The sequence below is a fragment of the Streptomyces sp. NPDC088910 genome (assembly GCF_044749865.1).
In the GTDB taxonomy this organism is placed as follows: Bacteria; Actinomycetota; Actinomycetes; order Streptomycetales; family Streptomycetaceae; genus Actinacidiphila.
Genome location: NZ_JBIVIV010000019.1, coordinates 1 through 17180, shown reverse-complemented (window position 1 = coordinate 17180; position 17180 = coordinate 1). Strand labels below are relative to the sequence as shown.

Sequence of the window (17180 nt, the reverse complement as noted above, 5' to 3'; positions counted from 1 at the left end):
TGTGGTGGGCGGCCGGGTCGAGTGGCTGACGGGCGTGGCGCGGTGGAGGCAGGGCTCGGGGACCGCGAGGCTCGGACGGGCAACGCGCCTGCTTCCGGGGCGCGTTGTCCGTGGCGCGCGGCTAGGACACGTCCCGGTCAGGGCCGCGGTCCTCCCCGTGGGCGATGATCGTGGTGCGCACCACGACCCGGCGCGGCGGCAGCGCTCCGGCGCCCTGGCGGGCCAGGCGCTCGCCGAGCAACTGGGCGGCGCGGCGCCCGATCTCGTCGGGGTCGTGGTCCACCACCAGCACCGGCACGCTGAGCACGTCGGCGAGGTCGAAGTCGTCGAACCCCGCGAGCGTCGCGCTGGCGCCGTGGTGCCGCAACGCCCGGTAGGCGCCCTGGGTGTTGTGGTTGTTGGCGCAGAACAGCGCGGTGGGCGGCTCGGGCAGCGCGAGCAATTCGGCGGCAGCCGCCTCGGCGGAGGCGAGATCCTCCCGGCCGCGCTTGACCAGGGCGTCGTCGGGGTCGATGCCCGCCTTGTGGAGGGCCGCGCTGTAGCCGCGGTAGCGCTCGGAACCGGTGTACACCGACGGCGGGTTGCCGAGGAAGCCGATCCTGCGGTGTCCTGCCGCCAGCAGTCGGCTGGTCGCCGCGTACGCGCCGCCGAAGTCGTCGACCAGGACGCTGTCCGCCTCGAATCCGGCCGGGGGCCGGGCGACGGTGACCACGGGCAGGGAGGTGGGCAACTCCTCGGCCAGATACGCCTGGTCGGCCCCCGCCGGGACGAGGATCACGCCGTCGACCCGGCGCGCGGAGAAGTCCCGGACGGCGTCGCGCTCGCGGCCCGCGTCACCGGCCGTGTTGGTGATCACCACCCGCAGTCCCTCCTCGGCGACCGCGGCCTCGATGCCGAGCGCGAGCCGGGCGCAGAAGGGGTTGGCGAGGTTCGTGACGATCAGGCCGATGGTGCCGGTGCCCTGTCCGTGCCGGAAGTTGCGGGCCAGAGCGTTGGGCCGGTAGCCGAGCTGCCGTACCGCGGCCTCGACGCGTGCGCGTCTGTCCGCCGACACCCCGGTGTCGCCGCGCAGGACGCGGGACACGGTCATCGCGCTGGCCTCGGCGAGGGTGGCGACCTGTTTCATGGTCGGTGGTGCGGTGGTGAGCGGCGCGCCGGCCACGGTGGTCTCCCTCTCGGCTCGTTGACTAGAGAATAGAGGCATCGTTGTCTTCCGGAACCTCGGCCGCGTATCGCGCCGCGCCGATCAGCCCGGCTCCGGCCGGCCGGGCCGCGGGCAGCGGCGGCGGGAGGCCGGCGGGGAGCCCCGCGGTGAGTGCCGAGCTGATCAGGTCCCAGGAGCCGGTCATCGAACCGCCCACCACGAGCGCGGTGGCGCCGAAGCGGGGGTGAGGAAGTCGCCGTCCCGGCGCCGGTTCTGGAAGACCGACCGGGCGCGGTTCGCGGCGTCGGCGGCGGCCAGCTCCTGCGCGTCACGGGCGGTGAGCGCGAGCGGCTTGTCCACGACCACGTGCAGACCCGCCTTCAGAGCGCGCCCGGCCAGTTCGACGTGCGTCTGGTGGGGCGTGGCCACGACCGCGAGGTCGTAGCCGTCGGCCGCCGCGAACGCCGTGTCGGCGTCGGCCACCACGCGGGCGTCCGGGTGGTCGGGCCGCGGCGGCGGCGCGGGCCGGATCGGAGGTGACGATCGCCCGGACCGTGTAGTGCGGATTCGTGGCGAGCAGTGGGCCGTGGAACACGCGGCCCGCCAGGCCGTAGCCGAACAGCAGGACGCGCAGGGGGTCGGACATGGGGCTCCTCATCGGACTCCGAGGACTTCGAGGGCTTCGAGGGCTTCGAGATGACGGCGCGTCGGCTCCAGGCGGGCAGGTGTGCGGGATCGACGCGCGCGGCGATGGCGTCCACGTCGTCCCAGAGCGCGTCGGGCACCTCGGTCGCGTCGAGCGCGAGGGTCTGCTCGATCCGTTCGGGCCGCGAGGTGCCGATGACGGTGCTGGCGATCCGCGGGTCGCGCGTGGAGAAACGCACCGCCGTCGCTGCGAGCGGCACACCGCGGTCACGGCACGCCTCTTCGATCGCGCCGATGGCGGCGAGCAGTTCGGCCCCTCACGGTAGGGGCACCGCCGCGAGCCGCCGACGCCGGTCGGCAGGATCTGGCCGCCGGACACGGCGGCGTTGACGACCCCGGCGTTCATCGACACCGCCAGGTCGATGAGCGGACCGACGGAACGGTTGACCAGGGTCCAGCGGTTGGGGGGTGAGCGGGACGTCGAAGTGTCCGGTGCGCACATGCCGTTCGGTCGTCGGGAGGTCGCCGCGGACGGCTCACACGATCAGGCCGGCGGTGGTCAGCCAGATGTGTTCGCAGGTCGCGGACGCCTCGCGCAGCTTTTCCGGGGACTCCCGCGAGGCGTGGTAAAAGGTCCGCTCGATCATCCAGCACAGGGCGCGGGCCAGGGCGGAGGACTGGTGGGGCGCGGTGCCCGGTGCGATTCCGGCGCGTTCCAGGACGGCGGTGATGGCCGTGATGAATAGGTCGGCCGTGTGGTTCCACAGCTCGCCGATCTCCGGCACGGTCAAGGACAGGTCGATCGCGGTGCGCATGACCAGGCCGTGCGCGTTCCACAGCTCGACCGTGCGCCGCATGGCCGCCGCGACGGCCTGGCGCGGTTCGTCGGCCTGGGCGGTGGTCCTGGACCGCTCCCACAGGTGCTCGACCGTTCTGGCCACGAGCGCGGTGACCACTTCCTGCTTCGAGCCGAAGTAGAAGTACAGCGCGGCGCGGGTGATGCCCGCGCCCTGGGCGATGTCGGCGACCGTCATGGCCTCGTGGCCCTTGGTCGCCAGCAGTGCCTCGCAGGTGTCGAGGATGGCGCGCTCCCGGACATCGCCCTTGCGTTCGGCGGTCCGGCGGCCTCGGGCGGGTTCGTGGCCTGGCATCAGAGCTGAGCGCCCTCGGCGAAGTCGGTCGTACGCGACAGCGTCTCCCATGCGCGGATGTCCTCGTCGACGGCCGTGCGCGCGGCGGCGACCAGGCGCAGCGCGTCCGAGCCCAGGACGAGGTGGGCGGGGGGCCGGTCGACCGACGCGATGTGCACGACCGCCTCTCCGGCCTTGGCCGGGTTGCCCAGTTGATTCCCGCTGGCCTTCCGCCGCGCTTCGCGGATGGGGGTGAACAGCTCGTCGTAGTCGTCGACGGACTGCTCGGCGCGCGTCATGGACCGTCCGGCCCAGTCGGTGCGGAAGGAGCCCGGCTCGATCGCCGTCACGTGGATCCCGAACTGTGCGACCTCCTTGCCCAGCGCTTCGAGGATGCCTTCCAGGGCGAATTTGCTGCCGCAGTAGGCGGACATGCCGGGCACGGCCATGAGCCCGCCCATGGAGGTGACGGCCATCAGGTGTCCGCGGCGACGGCGCCGCATGGGGGGCAGCGCGGCCCGCAAGGTGGCCACGGCTCCGAACACGTTGACCTCGAACTGCCGCCGCACCTCGGCCAGCGGCGTCTCCTCGAAGGTGCCCTCCAGGCCGTAGCCGGCGTTCGCGACGACGACGTCCAGCGGGCCGACGCTCCGCTCGACCTCGGCGACCACGGCCGTGACGGCGTCGCCGTCGGTCACGTCCAGGACGCGGCCGTGCGCGCGCCCGGATTCCAGCTCCTCGAAGGCCCGCAGGTCCTTCTCCGAGCGGACGGTGCCGACGACGGTGTGCCCGGCTGTCAGCGCGGCCCGGGCGAAAGCGCGCCCCAGGCCCGTGCTGACGCCCGTGATGAGCCAGTTCCGCGTCTCCATGTGCTCCTCCTCGGCGGTCACGCGGGGAGTCGACGGCCTCCCATGTCGAAAAGTCTACACCGTGTCGATTTTTATCACCGCCGTGTCGATTCTGCCGTTCGGGGAGGGAGCGATCTTCCGGCGCTCAGGGCCTGCGCGTGCGGAAGGTGCCGCGGAGGTCGGTGACCCAGGCGTCGGGGTTCTCCCAGGGGATGAAGTGGCCGCCGTGGTCGTGGGCGTTCACGTTGACGTGGTGGAACCAGCGGGACTGCGCGCCGGTCTTGAACGCCTGGACGCGGTCGGCGGCGGAGTGAACGCCGGGCGGGTTCTCGTACGTCACGAAGGTGAGGCCGACCGGGGCCTCGACGGCCGGGGTGCGGTCGTGGGCGGGGGTCCAGGGGTAGCGGTTGGCGTTGGCGTAGTACCGCATCGACGTGGCGATGGAGTTGTTGACCCAGTAGATCGTGGCGTGGGTGAGCAGGTCGTCCTTGGTGAAGACGGATTCGAGGTCGCCGCCGTTGTCGCTCCAGGCGTTCCAGCGTTCGAGCAGCCAGGCGAGCAGTCCCGCGGGTGAGTCGCTCAGCCCGTGGGCCAGGGTGGCGCCGTCGAGCATATGCGCCACCAGGTGGGTCGCCGAACGGCGGTCCTGTTCGATGATGCGAGCGCGGATGTCGGCCGGCTGGTCGTCGGTGAGGGGCCGGTTCCGGGCGAAGTCCCAGGCGCGGGGGCCGGTGAAGAAGTCGAGGGGCAGCCCCGAGCCGATGTGGATGCCGTACAGCTCGTCGGCGTACTTGTGGCCGAGCTGGCTGGTGACGATCCCGCCGATGTCGCAGCCCCCGGCGGCGTACTTCTCGTATCCCAGGGTCCGGGTCATCAGGGTGTGCCAGAGGTCGGAGACCTTCCAGAAGTTGACGTCGGGGAAGCCGGTGAGCGGGCCGGGGAAACCGAACCCGGGCAGGGACGGCACGATCACGTCGAAGGCGTCGGCGGGGTCGCCGCCGAAGGCGGCCGGGTCGGCGAGCGGGTCGATCACCTTCGACCAGTGCCAGAACGTCCACGGCCAGCCGTGGGTGAGGATCAGCGGGATCGGGCGGGGGCCGCGCCCCGGCTTGCGCAGGAAGTGCACGGGGACACCGGCGACCTCCACCTGGTAGTGCTCGTAGGCGTTGATGGCGCGCTCGGCCGCCCGCCAGTCGTAGCCGTCCTTCCAGTAGGCGACCAACTCCCGCAGATAGCTGGCCGGGACGCCGTACGACCAGTCCTCGTTCCCCTCGTCCAGCGGCGGACGGGTCAGTTCGAGACGGGTGCGCAGGTCGTCGAGGACGCGGTCGGCCACATGGATCGCGGTGGGCTCCAGCGCGATGGGGTGCGCGGTGGTCATGGCGTCGTTCCTTCACCGGGTCGAGGAGAGCCGTGCCGTCGGCCTGTCGGGCCGACGGTCGTAGCGTTCCAGAACCGGGAACGGCGCTCCACCGCCACTCCCCCGCCGCGGATCTGCTCGCAGGAGCCGGGTTCAGCCGTTGACCTGCTCGAAGAAGTAGAGGAAGGCGCCCAGCCCGTGGAAGTCGTTCGTGGCCCGGGACCGGGCGGTGTAATACGCGTAGTCCCCGACATTGGTGCCGACCGAGATCGAGGTCAGATACGTCAGACCGTCGCTGTGCAGGGAGATCCGGTCCAATGCGCCGCGCTTTCCGGCGTCCACCGTGGCCTGGTACGTGGCGGCGGGGACGTATCCGCGCTTGATCGCGGCGTCGGCGGTCAGGGTGAACATCGCCGAGCACGAGGTCTCGGTCCAGTTCCCCGCGCTGCTCCCCTTGTCCACGACCTGGAACCACCGCCCGCTGGCCGGGTCCTGGTAGGCGGCGATGCCGCGCACCAGGTCGCGTACGGTCGCGGTCAACTGGGCGCGCAGCGGGTGGTCGGCCGGGATCAGGTCGAGGATCTCGGTGGCGGCGACGCCGTACCAGCCGACGGCGCGGCACCAGTATTCGGAGGACAGGCCGCTGGTCGGGTCGGACCAGGTCGCCGCCTTGGACGCGTCATAGGCGTGCTTCAGCAGCCCGTTCGCCTGTTGCAGATGGCTGGCGTAGACCACGAGCTGCTTGGCCGCGATGTCGTAGGACTGCGCGCTGTCGCCGATGTACCTGCCGTACTGCGCCATGAAGGGGTCGGCCATGAAGGTGCCGTCGGACCAGAGCTGGTTGGCCCGGTCGGCGCTGTTGGCGTGCCAGAAGCCGCCGTCGCTCGTGGTCGGGTACCCGGCGCCGGGCAGCAGCCGGTCGTGGATCTGCTTGGCGGCCAGGCCGTACTTGGCCTCACCGGTCTCGCGGTACAGGGCGATCATCACCTGACCCGGCATCATGCTGTCCAGGCTGTTGAAGGTGATGCCGATGTGCCCCGAGGCGTCCACGAAGCGGTCGGCCCACGCCTTGATGTACGCGATCAGGGCCGCCCGGCGCGCGGGGTCCGCCGTGTGCCGGGCGACCTGGTACTGCCCCATCAGGTAGAGCGCGACCGGGTAGCTCCAGCCGCCGACGGTCGCGGGGGTGTAGCGCTGCATGGTGGAGTCGACCAGTGCGTCGGCCCAGTCCGTGCTCCGCGGGTCGGAGACGGTCAGCGAGTCGAGGTTGGGCAGGCCGCCCGCCGTGGCGCCGGTCACGCGGATCGCGTTGGTTCCCGCCCGCAGCGTCACCGGTATCCGGGTGACGGCCCAGGTGTTCCAGTCCGCGGTCGCGGCGAAGGCCGGTGCGGAGATCACCGTGCCGTTGACGCTGACGGTGCCCGCGCGTCCCTCCCCCGTCCCGTTCGCGTGGCGCAGGGCCAGCGCGAAGCCGCCCGCGGCCGGTGCGCTCACGCTGAACTCGACGTACGCGCCCACCTCGTTGGCGGTGTTGACGAAGCCGGTCCCGGTGTATCCCAGGTGATCCCGGTCCACCGTCCCGTGGAAGACGGTGGCGTTCTCCGCCTCGTAGAGCGATGACGCCGCGTGCGCCGCGCCCGACGTCACGCCGTAGCTCGCGACGAGCATGCCGATCACCACTGCTAAAGCCCTCATGCGCATGTGCGACTTCCTTATCTCGCGGGCCGACGGGCCGACGGGGTACCGGGCCGACGGCTGTCAGACGGTGAAGCGTGCGACGAAGGTCCTTCCGGCCGCTCCCGCGACCGCTACCGAGAGGCGGAGGTCAGGTGTCGTGGCGAGGACCGTCACCCCGGGGTCGACGGAGGTGGCGGCCGAGACGGCGCCGTCGACGGTGACGACGACCGACCCGGTGAGCTGCTGGGTCGGGTCGCTCACGGCCACGCTGAGCGTTCCGTTCGTCCGGTGCGTGACGACTGATGCGGTCCTGTCGACCTGGATTCCGGCGGCCTTGGGCGCTCCGGCCTGCCAGACGTTGGCCATGGCCACGCCGGAGCCGGAGCGGCTGACGGCCTGCACCGCGGCGGTGTTCGAGGCGACGGTCACGTCGTTCGACGCGGCGAACGCCGAGGTCTGGGCCGAGGTGGCGGCGGGCAGTTGGATGTAGCGGTAGCTGCCCGCGGTCGGGCTCACGCCGTGGTCGACCCACATGGTGACGAACCTGCGGGTGTACGCGGCGGTGTCGTCGTAGACGCCGCGGTGGTCCATGTCGGTCCACTTGCCGGTGCGGTCCTGGCGCAGGAGGGTGACGTGGCCGCCGACCGGGAAGACATAGCCGCCGAGGTTGTCCACGAAGATCGACCGCGGCTGTACCACCGTCGGCGTGTTGCTCGGCGTGGACAGGACAACGTTGCCATCGACGTGGATGTTCGCCTGCCCGTTGGGGCCGGTGTTGCGGTTCTCGATGACCGACTCGATCGTATGGCCGTCGTCGCTCGTGATCCCGGCGCCCAGGCAGATGACGATGTCGTCGACGCAGAACCACGACTTGTGGCCCTTGAGGGTCTGGACGGCGAACGACAGCCCCATACCGGCGGCCACGTTCCCGTCCAGCAGCGCGCCGCCCGCCCAGGTGTTGGTCGAGCCGCGGTTCGCGCCGAGCGCGAGGGTCTTGGTGTCGAGCGTGACCCCGGGCAGCCGGTACTTGTCCGCGGCCGGCCAGTACCCGTTCACCCAGTGACCGGGCTGCGTGGGCAGATACAGGTACGTGGCGCCCTCGCCGGTGTACCAGCCCTGGAGGTTCTCGTTGTTCGCGGACTCGTACGGCTTGATCCGCGTGCTGTCCATCGCGATGCCGAAGGCGAACGTGGGCCGCCGGTGCACGATCCGCGCCATCGAGGTCGACACGACGGAGGTGGTGGACTCCGCCGCCGCCGGGATGGCGCTGTCGGCGACGACGGCGCGGCCGAGCGCGATGGACGAGATCCGCACCTGTTCGAGCGGCGCCGCGTCGAAGGCGAAGAAGTCCTGGTAGGTGTCCGCGCCGATCCAGCCCTTCGCCTGCGACCGGACGGTGAGCGCCTGGTCGGCCGGGAAGACGCGGGCGAGTTGGAGCAGGGTGGCGGTGGTGAGGCGGCCGATACGGTGGTCGGTCTCGTAGAAGCGGGAGAGCGCGCGTCCGCGCACCATGTCCATGAACGCCCCGCGGTAGATCCACGGCCGGTAGTTCGCCTGCGTCCAGGTGTAGACGCGCTGCACCTGGTCCGTTGTCGCCGCCCACGGGGTGCCCTGCACGGTGACCAGCAGGTAGGTCAGGTACTGGAGCAGCGACACCCCGTAGGAGCCGTTGTAGGCGTAGACCGCGTGCTGGATGAAGCCGCCGTCGGGGTAGAAGCCGTCGCCGCTGGTGCTGTACGGGAAGAGGTGCGCGATCGCCGCCATGGCGCTGTCGATGACGGCCGCGTCCTGGCTCAGCGCGCCGCGCACGGTCGCGATGGCGCAGTTCCAGTTGAGGTTGGCGCCGGTGGCCGTCCCGCCGTTGACCTTGGTCGGGTCGGGCGCGTAGCGGGTGATCGCGGCCATCGCGGTGGAGATCTGGCTCGCCGAGAGGTGGTCGTACAGGGCGACGCAGGTGTCGTTGAGGGCCAGCGGTATGCCGATCTCGAAGTCCCACCAGTTGTCGTACCGCGCGGTGACGCCGTACTTGTGGGCGAGGAACCAGTCGAGCGCGGAGGTGAGGTCCGCCAGGAGCGTCGCGTTGCCCGCCAGCGACGAGCCCGGCGAGGCGTAGGCGAGGGCGAGTTGGCGCAGCCGTCCGATCACGTCGCGCTGGACGGCCGAGACGGTGGAGCTGTTCAGGTCCGCCCACAGGTAGGTGCGGGAGTTGGCGGTGTTCAGCGTCGACCACAGGCCGTTCGCCGTGTCGGCCATCGCCTGCGCGTAGGCGGAGATCACCTGGTCGGAGGCGTCGTAGCTGCCGATCAGCGTGGTGCCCCACTGGGTGCGGACCGTCGCGAAGTCCGAGGCCGTCGCCGCGGCGGCGCGGCTGGGCGCGGCGCCGGCGGTGCCGAGGAACCACGCGGGGGCCAGCGCGGCGCCGGCCAGCAGGGCGGAGCGACGGGTGAGGCCGCGGGACGAGTGGTCAACGGACATGGGGCACCCTCACGGTTGGGGGGAGGACATCGGCCACGGGAGCGGCGCGGCCGATCGGGAGACGCTCGGCGCCGTGAGGGATCGTGGCTTCCGGATTCCCGGAAGTCAAGGGATAATACGTATTAGTACGGGGCTCCACGCCAACCGCCGCGCGTCCGACGGCCGGTCAGCGACCCGTCCAGGAGGGCTCGGTGGCGTGCCGGGGCGGCCGTGCCGGAGGGCCGGGCACGGGTCGCTCAGGGCCGAGGCGCGCACGTCCTGCCGCCGCGCGCCGTGGCCGCCGAGCCGTACGGAGACGGCTCAGCGGAACAGGTCGAGCGGAACGGCGGCGGCCATCGCGGTGTGGCCCGCGTCGTTGGGGTGCAGGCCGTCGCCGCTGCTGTACGCGGCGGCCAGCTTGTCCGGGTCGGCCGGGTCGGCGGTGACGCGGGCGAAGTCGATCACGGCGTCGTACACACCGCTGGTGCGGATCCAGTCGTTGACGGCGTTCCGCTTCTCGCCGTTGGCCTGGCTCCAGAAGCCGAAGGTGTCGTCCTTGAAGGGCATGATCGTGCCGCCGATGGCGATCAGGCCCGCGGCGTGCGCGCGCGCCGCCAACTGCCCGTGCCCGGCGATCAGTTGCTCGGCCGTCACCGTCTCGGACAGCGGCGCCACGGTGCCCGGATGGCCGAGGTCGTTCACGCCCATCAGGGTGATGACGTACGCCGCCGCGGGCTGGGCGAGCACGTCGCGGTCGAATCGGCGCAGGGCGCTCGGTCCGAAGTTGAGCGCGTACGCCTCGGCCGGGTCGCCCGCGGGCGGATTGGGGTCGTGCAGCAGGCGGTTGCCGGAGATGCCCGCGTTCACCACCGCGCGGTCGGCGGCCGGGCGGGCCGACCGCAGCCGCGCGGCGAGCTGGTCAGGCCACCGCAGATCGGCGCCGACGGTGCTCTTGCCGCCGTCGGTGATCGAGTCCCCGAGCGCGACGATCGCGGACGCCTGCCGTCCGGCCCGGACGCTGACACCGGAGACGAGATACACCGCCTGCGGCTCGGCGGTCGGCGTCACCGTCGTCGCGCCGGTGACGTTGCCTGCGGCCACGGCGTTCTTCTGGAGTGCGTACGCGTGCAGGCTGGTGGCGGCCGTACGCTCCGGCAGGTAGAGGCTCACGACCAGGTCGGCGCCGCCGGGCAGGGCCAGGTCGACGGGATCGCTGACGGCCGGGGCCCCGGCCGGGATCAGGACGGAACCGCTGCCGCCGAACGTCACCCGGCGGTCGGTGGCCGGGACGATCGCCGTGCCCCGCGTTCCCGCGCGGCGGGCGACCCGTACCTCGCCGACGGACGCGGCGCTCTCACCGAATTCGTTCGTCAGCCGTAACCGGAGCGCGGAGCCGCCGAGGCTCAGACGCAGCACATGGCGGACCGTCTGGTTCTCCAGGTGGACGACGGCGGCCGTCGGCGCGGCGTTCGGCGACCCGGCCCAACTGCCGACCCACTCGGCCTCCGGGCCGCGGGGGCGCGCGTGCGCGGGCTCCGCGGAGGCCAGGGATCCGGCGCCGGCCGCCGCCGCGGAGGCGGCGCCCGCGAGCAACAGAGCCCTGCGCCCCATGGCACGCCTCGGCGTCCCGCCCGACGGTGAACCCGACATCTGGCCTCCCCGGATACCAGTCGCCGCGCGCACTGTATGCGCCACGGTCCGACGCTATCAATGGGGCGTCGGACGGCCGGCGGGGAAAGGCCGGATGCCGTAACCAGCGGCGCCGGGCGTGCTGAGTTTGCTGGGCGTGCCGGGCGTCAGTCCTTGGTACGGGCGGGCAGGCGCCAGCCGGGGCGTACGTAGTGGCAGGTGTAGCCGTCGGGGTAGCGCTCCAGGTAGTCCTGGTGCTCGGGCTCGGCCTCCCAGAAGGTACCGGCGGGCGACACCTCGGTGACGACCTTGCCGGGCCACAGGCCGGAGGCGTCGACGTCGGCGATCGTGTCCTCGGCGACGCGCTTTTGCTCGTCGTCCTCGTAGAAGATGGCCGACCGGTAGCTGAGGCCCATGTCGTTGCCCTGGCGGTTCTTCGTGCTCGGGTCGTGGATCTGGAAGAAGAACTCCAGCAGCGCCCGGTAGTCGGTCCGCTCCGGGTCGTAGGTGATCTCGATCGACTCGGCGTGGGTGCCGTGGTTGCGGTACGTGGGGTTCGGCACGTCGCCGCCCGCGTATCCGACCCGGGTGTCCGTCACGCCGGGCAGGCGTCGGATCAGGTCCTGCATGCCCCAGAAGCATCCGCCGGCGAGGACGGCCTTCTGTGTCTGAGCGGTCATCTCAGTCCTCCTCGTGTTCCTTGGCGGTAACACACGGCGGACGCCCCGTGTTCCGGGGCGTCCGCGGCGGTCTCTGCGGTGCTTCGGGCACCCACGGGAAGCCTACTGGCCGTGGGCGGCCGGTGGGTCCCGCCGGGGCGACGCGGCTGCGTTCCGCGGGGTCGTACGGGGCGGGTCGCGGTCGCACCGGCGCGTCGTACGGGCTCGCGCGGGCCTCAGGCGGTGAGCCCGGCCTCCGACAGCAGATAGGCGGTCATCGGCTCGTACGCCTGCGGGTCCACCACGTGGTCGTCGAGCGGGACGGTCACCGCGATGGTGCCCTCCGCCTCGCCGAGGAAGAGCGCCGGATCGTTGCAGTCGGCGAAGGCGACGGTCCTGATCCCGCGCTGGCCCGCGCGGCCCGCCCAGCCGTGGTCGGCCACCACCAGGTCGGGCAGCGGCTCGCCCGCGGCGGTCAGCGCGTCGAGAATGGCCGACATCGGCTGCGGCGCGTGGGTGTGCCACAGGGTGGCACCGTCCTCCAGCACGGCGACGCCGCCGAACTGACGGACGTCGCCGTAGGAGTCGTCGTCGCCCTCGGTGGTGGACAGGCCCTTGGGAATGGCGACGACGGTGGCCCCGGCCGCGCGCAGCGCCCGCGCGATGGCCTGGTGCACATCGAGCAGCCCGCCGGGGTGCCCGGTGGCGACCAGCACCCGCCACCGCTGCCGGGCCGCCTCCCGCAGGACGGCCGCCATCCGGTCGAGTCCTTCCACGGTGAGCCGCGCGTCGATGGTGTCCTGCCCCTGGAGGTGTCCGGGGTCGGCCACCACGCCGACGCGCTCGGCCATCACGGCCAGCACCGTCTCCTCGGTCCACCGCTCCCCCAGCTCCAGTCCCAGCCAGAAGCGCCGGTTCCCCTTCACCAGCTCGCTGTAGTGGCGCAGATTCCCCTGCCGCGGGGTGGCGACGTCCCCGGCGATGCGGGTCCGTCGCAGATGGTCGATCAGCTCGTCACGCGAAAAACGTATATCCACCGAATCCATGCCCCCATTCTCCGTGCCCCCCGCCGTCCGCCGACGGCGGGGGTAGGACTGACCTGCGGATTCCCCCGCCGCCGCCCGCCTCGCGTCCCGGGGTCAGGGGCGGGTGAGGGTGGTGGGGGTGGTGTAGGACTCGGCGCGCAGGGCGGGGCGGGAGGAGGGCAGGGCGGCGGCGGGGAAGGTCAGGGTGAGGGTGCGGGACTCTCCGGGCAGCAGCCAGAGGTAATTGTCGCTGTAGAGGGTGGGCAGGACGCGCTCGCCGGTGTGGTCGTCGAGGAGCGACAGCCGGACCATGGCGGCGACGGCGGAGCCGCGGTTGCGGACGGTGGCGGTGAGGTTGCGGCGGGCGCCGGAGTGGGTGAGGCGGCCGAGGTCGGTGGACAGGCGGGTCTGCTTGGCCTTGTTCAGGGCCCGCATGTCCTTGGTGTCGCGGTAGCGCCAGTAGGTGTTCTCGGACAGCACGCGGCCGAGCGGGTCCTCCAGGCGGAGCCGGAGCAGGTGGAAGGACGGCAGGGTGTCCATCCGGTCGGCGGTGAAGGCGGTGACCGACGACGACGGCGCGATGTTGACCAACTTGCGCTGTTCCGGGACGAGCCGGCGGCCGTCGAGGTCGTAGTAGTTGGCCGTCACCCGGGCGCCGGTGACCGCGTGCGGGGTGTGGTTGACGGCGATGACCTGCCACTTGTCGGGGTCGGCCTGGACGTGCAGCGCCTCGCACGCCTTGCGGGCCCCGTAATAGGTGCCGTTGACGTCGAAGTCGTAGTCGTAGGTCTGCCACACCGTGCTGTGCCACGCCGGGTGGGACATCCACAGCATCAGGCCGCTGGCGTCCTTCCACAGGTTGGCGTTCCACGCCTCGAACATGGCGCGGGTGTTCTCGTAGTTGACGAACTGCGCCTTGCGCGCGAAGTCGTCGAGGCCGGTGGCGGTGTCGAGGCGGGCCTCGATGGCGGCCTGGTAGTTCTGCGGCGCCTGATTCCCGCGTGTGCTCCAGTCGTGGTAGTACCAGGCCGCGCCGACCGGCCACTCCGGCTCGTCGCCGACGAGATTGCGCATGCTGGCGGCCGTGGACACCACCGGCATGCCGATCTCGGTGTGGAAGCCGAAGCTGCCGCTGCCGTACGTGGACGGCGCGTAGTAACGGGCGGGCTCCACCCATCCGTAGGGGCCGCCGCCGGTGATGATGCCGCCCGCGGAGTTGTTCTGGTACATCACGCCGGGCGCCTCGGAGGTGACGGCGTCGCGCATGCCGGTGTCGATCGCGGCGGGCGGATTGCCCTCATTGGCCCCGCACCACACGACGACGCTGGGGTGGACGCGGTAGCGCCGTACGGTGTCGCGCGCCAGGTCGTTGTACGCCTGGTGGTCCGGCGGGTCCATGCCCCACGCGTTGGGGAAGTCGTTCCACACCAGCAGGCCGTGCTCGTCGCAACTGGCGAAGAACTCCTCGCGGTTACTGCTGGCCACCCAGTTGCGGATCATCGTGAAGTTCATGTCGCGGTGCATCCGCACGGCGGCGTCCATCCGCGCGGCGGGCATCCGGCGCAGCAGTTCGTCCCAGCCCCAGTTGCCGCCGCGGCAGAAGACCCGGACGCCGTTGACGCTGATCTTCAGCGGTTCGGGCGTGTTGTCGACGGACTTCACGTCCGTCCAGGTCTTCGCGTCGGCGGACACCTGGATCGTGTACGTCTTCGGGTAGGCCGCTTCCCACACGATGACGACGCGGTCGAAGCTCTGGGCCGAGCCGAGGTCGACCTGGATCCACTGGTTGTCCAGATACTCCGACGACCAGCGGGAGTTGGGGTCGCCGTCGGTGGCGTGGGACGCCGGGCTGCCGGAGTCCTCGGAGGAGGCGCTCGCGGTCTTGTGGAGCGCGAGGTCGGTGCCGGGCCTGGCGCTGTCGACCACGGAGAGCGTCCACAGCGAGTTGCCCCAACTGGTCGCGCGGGCACCGCCGTTGATCCGGACATAGCGGGCGGTCACCGCGCTGAAGTCCTCGGTCTGGAGGCTGGCGTCGCCGCCGTTGAAGGGTAGCGGGACCGCGGAGTTGTCGACGGACTTCGCGTCGGTCCAGGCCGAGCCGTCGGCCGAGACCTGGACGACGTACGTGCGCGCGTACGCCTGTTCCCACGTCAGGTCGACGCGGTCGAAGGCGACTTGGGCGCCGAGGTCGACCTGGACCCACTGGTCGTCCTCGAAGGACGAGGACCAGCGGGTGCCCTGGTCGCCGTCGGTGACATTGCCCGGCTGGTGGTCGTCCTCGTCGACCGACGAGGCGGTGGCCGTCTTGCGCAGCGCGAGGTCGGTGCCGGGCGCGGCGCTGTTGACCACCGACAGGCTCCACAACGACGAGCCCCAGGCGGTGGCGCGGGTCAGGCAGCGCACCCGTACGTACCGCGCGGTCCGCGCCCCGAGGTCGACGGACTGCGTGTACGCGTCGCCGCCGGCGGTGAAGGGCAGCGGCACGGCGAATTCGTAGCCGAACTGCCGGATGCCGAACCGGGTGGTGCGCCGGTCGCTGGTGCGGCCGTCGACGGTCGCGGTCAGCGTCAGGTCGTGCAGGGCGGCCTCGCCGTAACCGTTGGGCCACCACAGCTTGGGGTTGCGCAGCCGCAGTTTGCCGTACACGGACGGGGTGAAGGTGACGTCCTTGCCGCCGCCCCCGGGCACGGTGACCGTCTGGGTCACCTTGACGTCGTCGAAGGCGGCGGTGACGGTGACGCGCCGCTCGGTGGTGTCCGCGTTGCGCACGGGGACGACGATCGTCACCTCCGCGCTGCGGGTGTCGGGCAGATCGGGCAGAACGGTGTCGACGCGGGGGTCGCCGATGACGGCGTGGCCGGTGGAGCGCAGCCGTACGTGGTTCCAGATCCCGGAGACGCGGTCGCGTACGGCGGGCATCCAGTCCCAGCCGGAAGAGGCCAGGTAGGTGGGCGAGTTGCGGTTCATCATGGTGGCGCCCGCGTCCACGAAGGCCAGTCCGGCCGCCCCCTTGTCGCCGGGGCTGCCGGGGAACGGCATCGGGGTGATCTTCACGGCGAGGGCCTGTTCGCCGCGGGCGGTGAGCAGCGCCGTCACGTCGTGGGCGGAGCGGGCGAAGGGGTAGGTCAGGCCGCCGACCCGCTTGCCGTTCAGCCAGATGTCCGCGGTGTGGTTGACGCCGTCGAACTCCAGCCAGATGTGGCGGCCCGAGCCGGTCGTCAGGTTACGGGGCAGCTCGAAGCCGCGCCGGTACCACCACGAGTGGCGGGACAGCGACTCGGGGATGTGCAGGTTGTTCAGGCCGGACACGGGGTCGGGCAGATGGCCCTGTTCGACCAGTGAGGCCAGGACCGTGCCGGGCACGGTCGCGGGCAGCCAGCGGCTGGTGTCCACCGACGGGCGGGACAGGTCGGCGCCCTCGCCGCCCGCCCAGTCGTCCATGGTCAGCGTCCAGCCGGACTCCAGCGGCACGGTGCCGTCGGCGGCGGTCTTCAGCGCGGGGGCGTGGTGGTGATGGGTGCCCCAGTCGGTCCAGCCGGTGGCGGCGGGGCGGTGGGCGCGCGAAGTGCCGTACACCGCGAAGCCGTTGAGGCCCAGCGGGTTGGCGTTGGAGCGCTTGCGCACGGTCAGCCGCACCCAGCGCGCGGTGACCTTGCGGTCCAGCGCGATGTCCACGACGCCGCCGGTGCCCGAGGTGGTCCGGTACACGGTGGTCCAGGCGTGCTGGTCGCGCGAGGTCTCGACGACGAAGTCCACCGCGCAGCTCGACAGGATCTCCTGCCCTGTGGTGCTGTCGCGCGGATTGCCGCTGTCGGAGGGGGTGAAGACCGGGTCGTTGACCGTGGCCTCGAAGGTCAGCTTCACGGAGTCGACCTCGCAGTCCGCCTGGAGGTCGACACAGATCCACTGCGGGTCGCCCGCCGCGGCCCGCCAGCCAGTGCCGCGTACGCCGACGGTGCCGATCCCGTCGACCGCGAATTCGCCGGGCGTGGGGGCGTAGTCCGTGGACGACACGGTGATCGGGCGGTAGGCGGCGAGTTCGGCCCGCGCGGCGGCGCCCCCCGACGGCGCCGCGGGCCCGGCGGCGGGGGCCGGGGCGGTAGCGGAGGCAGCCGTGGGAAAGGCGGTGCCCAGGCCGAAGCCCGCCAGGAGGGTGGAGCCGGTGGCGACGATCCTTCGCCGGGAAAGGTGCGGCTGATCCGACATGTCCAAAAAGTCCAATCCCACGTGAGCCGACGGAACGATCGGCCCGGCTCTCAACTCGGATGACAACGTTGCCATAGGCTGTAATCCCTACCGGCTTCTGTCAAGACCTGCCGCGATGTCCGGATCTCCGACACGGGCGGAAAAGGGGGTGAGCGGCGAGCGAGGGACCGCTGTCGAGCGATGCCGACACGCGACGTGAGCTGGCCTTTCCGCCCTCCGAGGGGCCGCGCCGCACGTGCGTACCGGCCGCCCGCGAACGGCACGCTTTGGTGCGGATTCGCGGGAGCCGCCGCCCCTCCCCCGCGCGGGGGGGGCCCCCCCGCCCCCCCCCCCCCCGGCCGCCCCCCGCCCGCGAGCCCCCCCCCGGGCGAACCCCCCCCCGGGCGAGGGGCCGGCCGGGCGC

Annotated in this window: 13 protein-coding genes; all 13 read right to left on the bottom strand. The window is 71.9% G+C overall.

Annotated elements, in window-relative coordinates:
- Positions 1–121: 121 nt before the first annotated feature.
- The 13 genes from ACIP4Z_RS33075 to ACIP4Z_RS33015 all read right to left on the bottom strand — a co-directional run bounded on the left by ACIP4Z_RS33075 (position 122) and on the right by ACIP4Z_RS33015 (position 16777).
- The gene (locus ACIP4Z_RS33075) at positions 122–1126 is read right to left on the bottom strand and encodes a LacI family DNA-binding transcriptional regulator (protein ID WP_401314221.1); all 1005 of its coding nucleotides are present in this window, start codon (positions 1124–1126) and stop codon (positions 122–124) included.
- A 61-nt stretch (positions 1127–1187) separates the two neighbouring features.
- Positions 1188–1349, bottom strand: a complete 162-nt coding sequence (locus ACIP4Z_RS33070; protein ID WP_401314089.1) for a hypothetical protein — start codon at positions 1347–1349, stop codon at positions 1188–1190.
- Complete coding sequence (locus ACIP4Z_RS33065; protein ID WP_401314087.1) at positions 1346–1627, bottom strand: Gfo/Idh/MocA family oxidoreductase; 282 nt, start codon at positions 1625–1627, stop codon at positions 1346–1348. The genes ACIP4Z_RS33070 and ACIP4Z_RS33065 overlap by 4 nt, the downstream gene beginning before the upstream one ends.
- The gene (locus ACIP4Z_RS33060) at positions 1525–2085 is read right to left on the bottom strand and encodes a hypothetical protein (protein ID WP_401314219.1); all 561 of its coding nucleotides are present in this window, start codon (positions 2083–2085) and stop codon (positions 1525–1527) included. Before ACIP4Z_RS33060 ends, ACIP4Z_RS33065 begins: the two co-directional genes overlap by 103 nt.
- Positions 2086–2325: 240 nt before the next feature.
- Positions 2326–2940, bottom strand: a complete 615-nt coding sequence (locus tag ACIP4Z_RS33055) for a TetR/AcrR family transcriptional regulator (RefSeq protein ID WP_401314085.1) — start codon at positions 2938–2940, stop codon at positions 2326–2328.
- Complete coding sequence (locus tag ACIP4Z_RS33050) at positions 2940–3788, bottom strand: oxidoreductase (RefSeq protein WP_355343653.1); 849 nt, start codon at positions 3786–3788, stop codon at positions 2940–2942. The genes ACIP4Z_RS33055 and ACIP4Z_RS33050 overlap by 1 nt, the downstream gene beginning before the upstream one ends.
- A 124-nt stretch (positions 3789–3912) precedes the next feature.
- Entirely contained in the window at positions 3913–5148 is a 1236-nt protein-coding gene (locus tag ACIP4Z_RS33045; protein WP_401314084.1) for an epoxide hydrolase family protein, read from the bottom strand.
- Between the two features lie 132 nt (positions 5149–5280).
- Positions 5281–6822, bottom strand: a complete 1542-nt coding sequence (locus tag ACIP4Z_RS33040; RefSeq protein ID WP_401314082.1) for a glycoside hydrolase family 88 protein — start codon at positions 6820–6822, stop codon at positions 5281–5283.
- Between the two features lie 63 nt (positions 6823–6885).
- Entirely contained in the window at positions 6886–9279 is a 2394-nt protein-coding gene (locus tag ACIP4Z_RS33035; protein WP_401314080.1) for a polysaccharide lyase 8 family protein, read from the bottom strand.
- Positions 9280–9579: 300 nt separating this feature from the next.
- The gene (locus tag ACIP4Z_RS33030; RefSeq protein ID WP_401314078.1) at positions 9580–10869 is read right to left on the bottom strand and encodes an SGNH/GDSL hydrolase family protein; all 1290 of its coding nucleotides are present in this window, start codon (positions 10867–10869) and stop codon (positions 9580–9582) included.
- A 185-nt stretch (positions 10870–11054) separates the two neighbouring features.
- Positions 11055–11567, bottom strand: a complete 513-nt coding sequence (msrA, locus tag ACIP4Z_RS33025; protein ID WP_355343668.1) for a peptide-methionine (S)-S-oxide reductase MsrA — start codon at positions 11565–11567, stop codon at positions 11055–11057.
- 215 nt (positions 11568–11782) lie between these two features.
- Positions 11783–12592 (bottom strand): phosphatase, encoded by an 810-nt coding sequence (locus tag ACIP4Z_RS33020; protein WP_401314075.1) that lies wholly within the window; start codon positions 12590–12592, stop codon positions 11783–11785.
- A 93-nt stretch (positions 12593–12685) separates the two neighbouring features.
- Positions 12686–16777 carry a discoidin domain-containing protein gene (locus ACIP4Z_RS33015; RefSeq protein ID WP_401314073.1) on the bottom strand — a complete coding sequence of 1364 codons (4092 nt, stop codon included), beginning with the start codon at positions 16775–16777 and terminating at the stop codon, positions 12686–12688.
- Positions 16778–17180 lie beyond the last annotated feature (403 nt).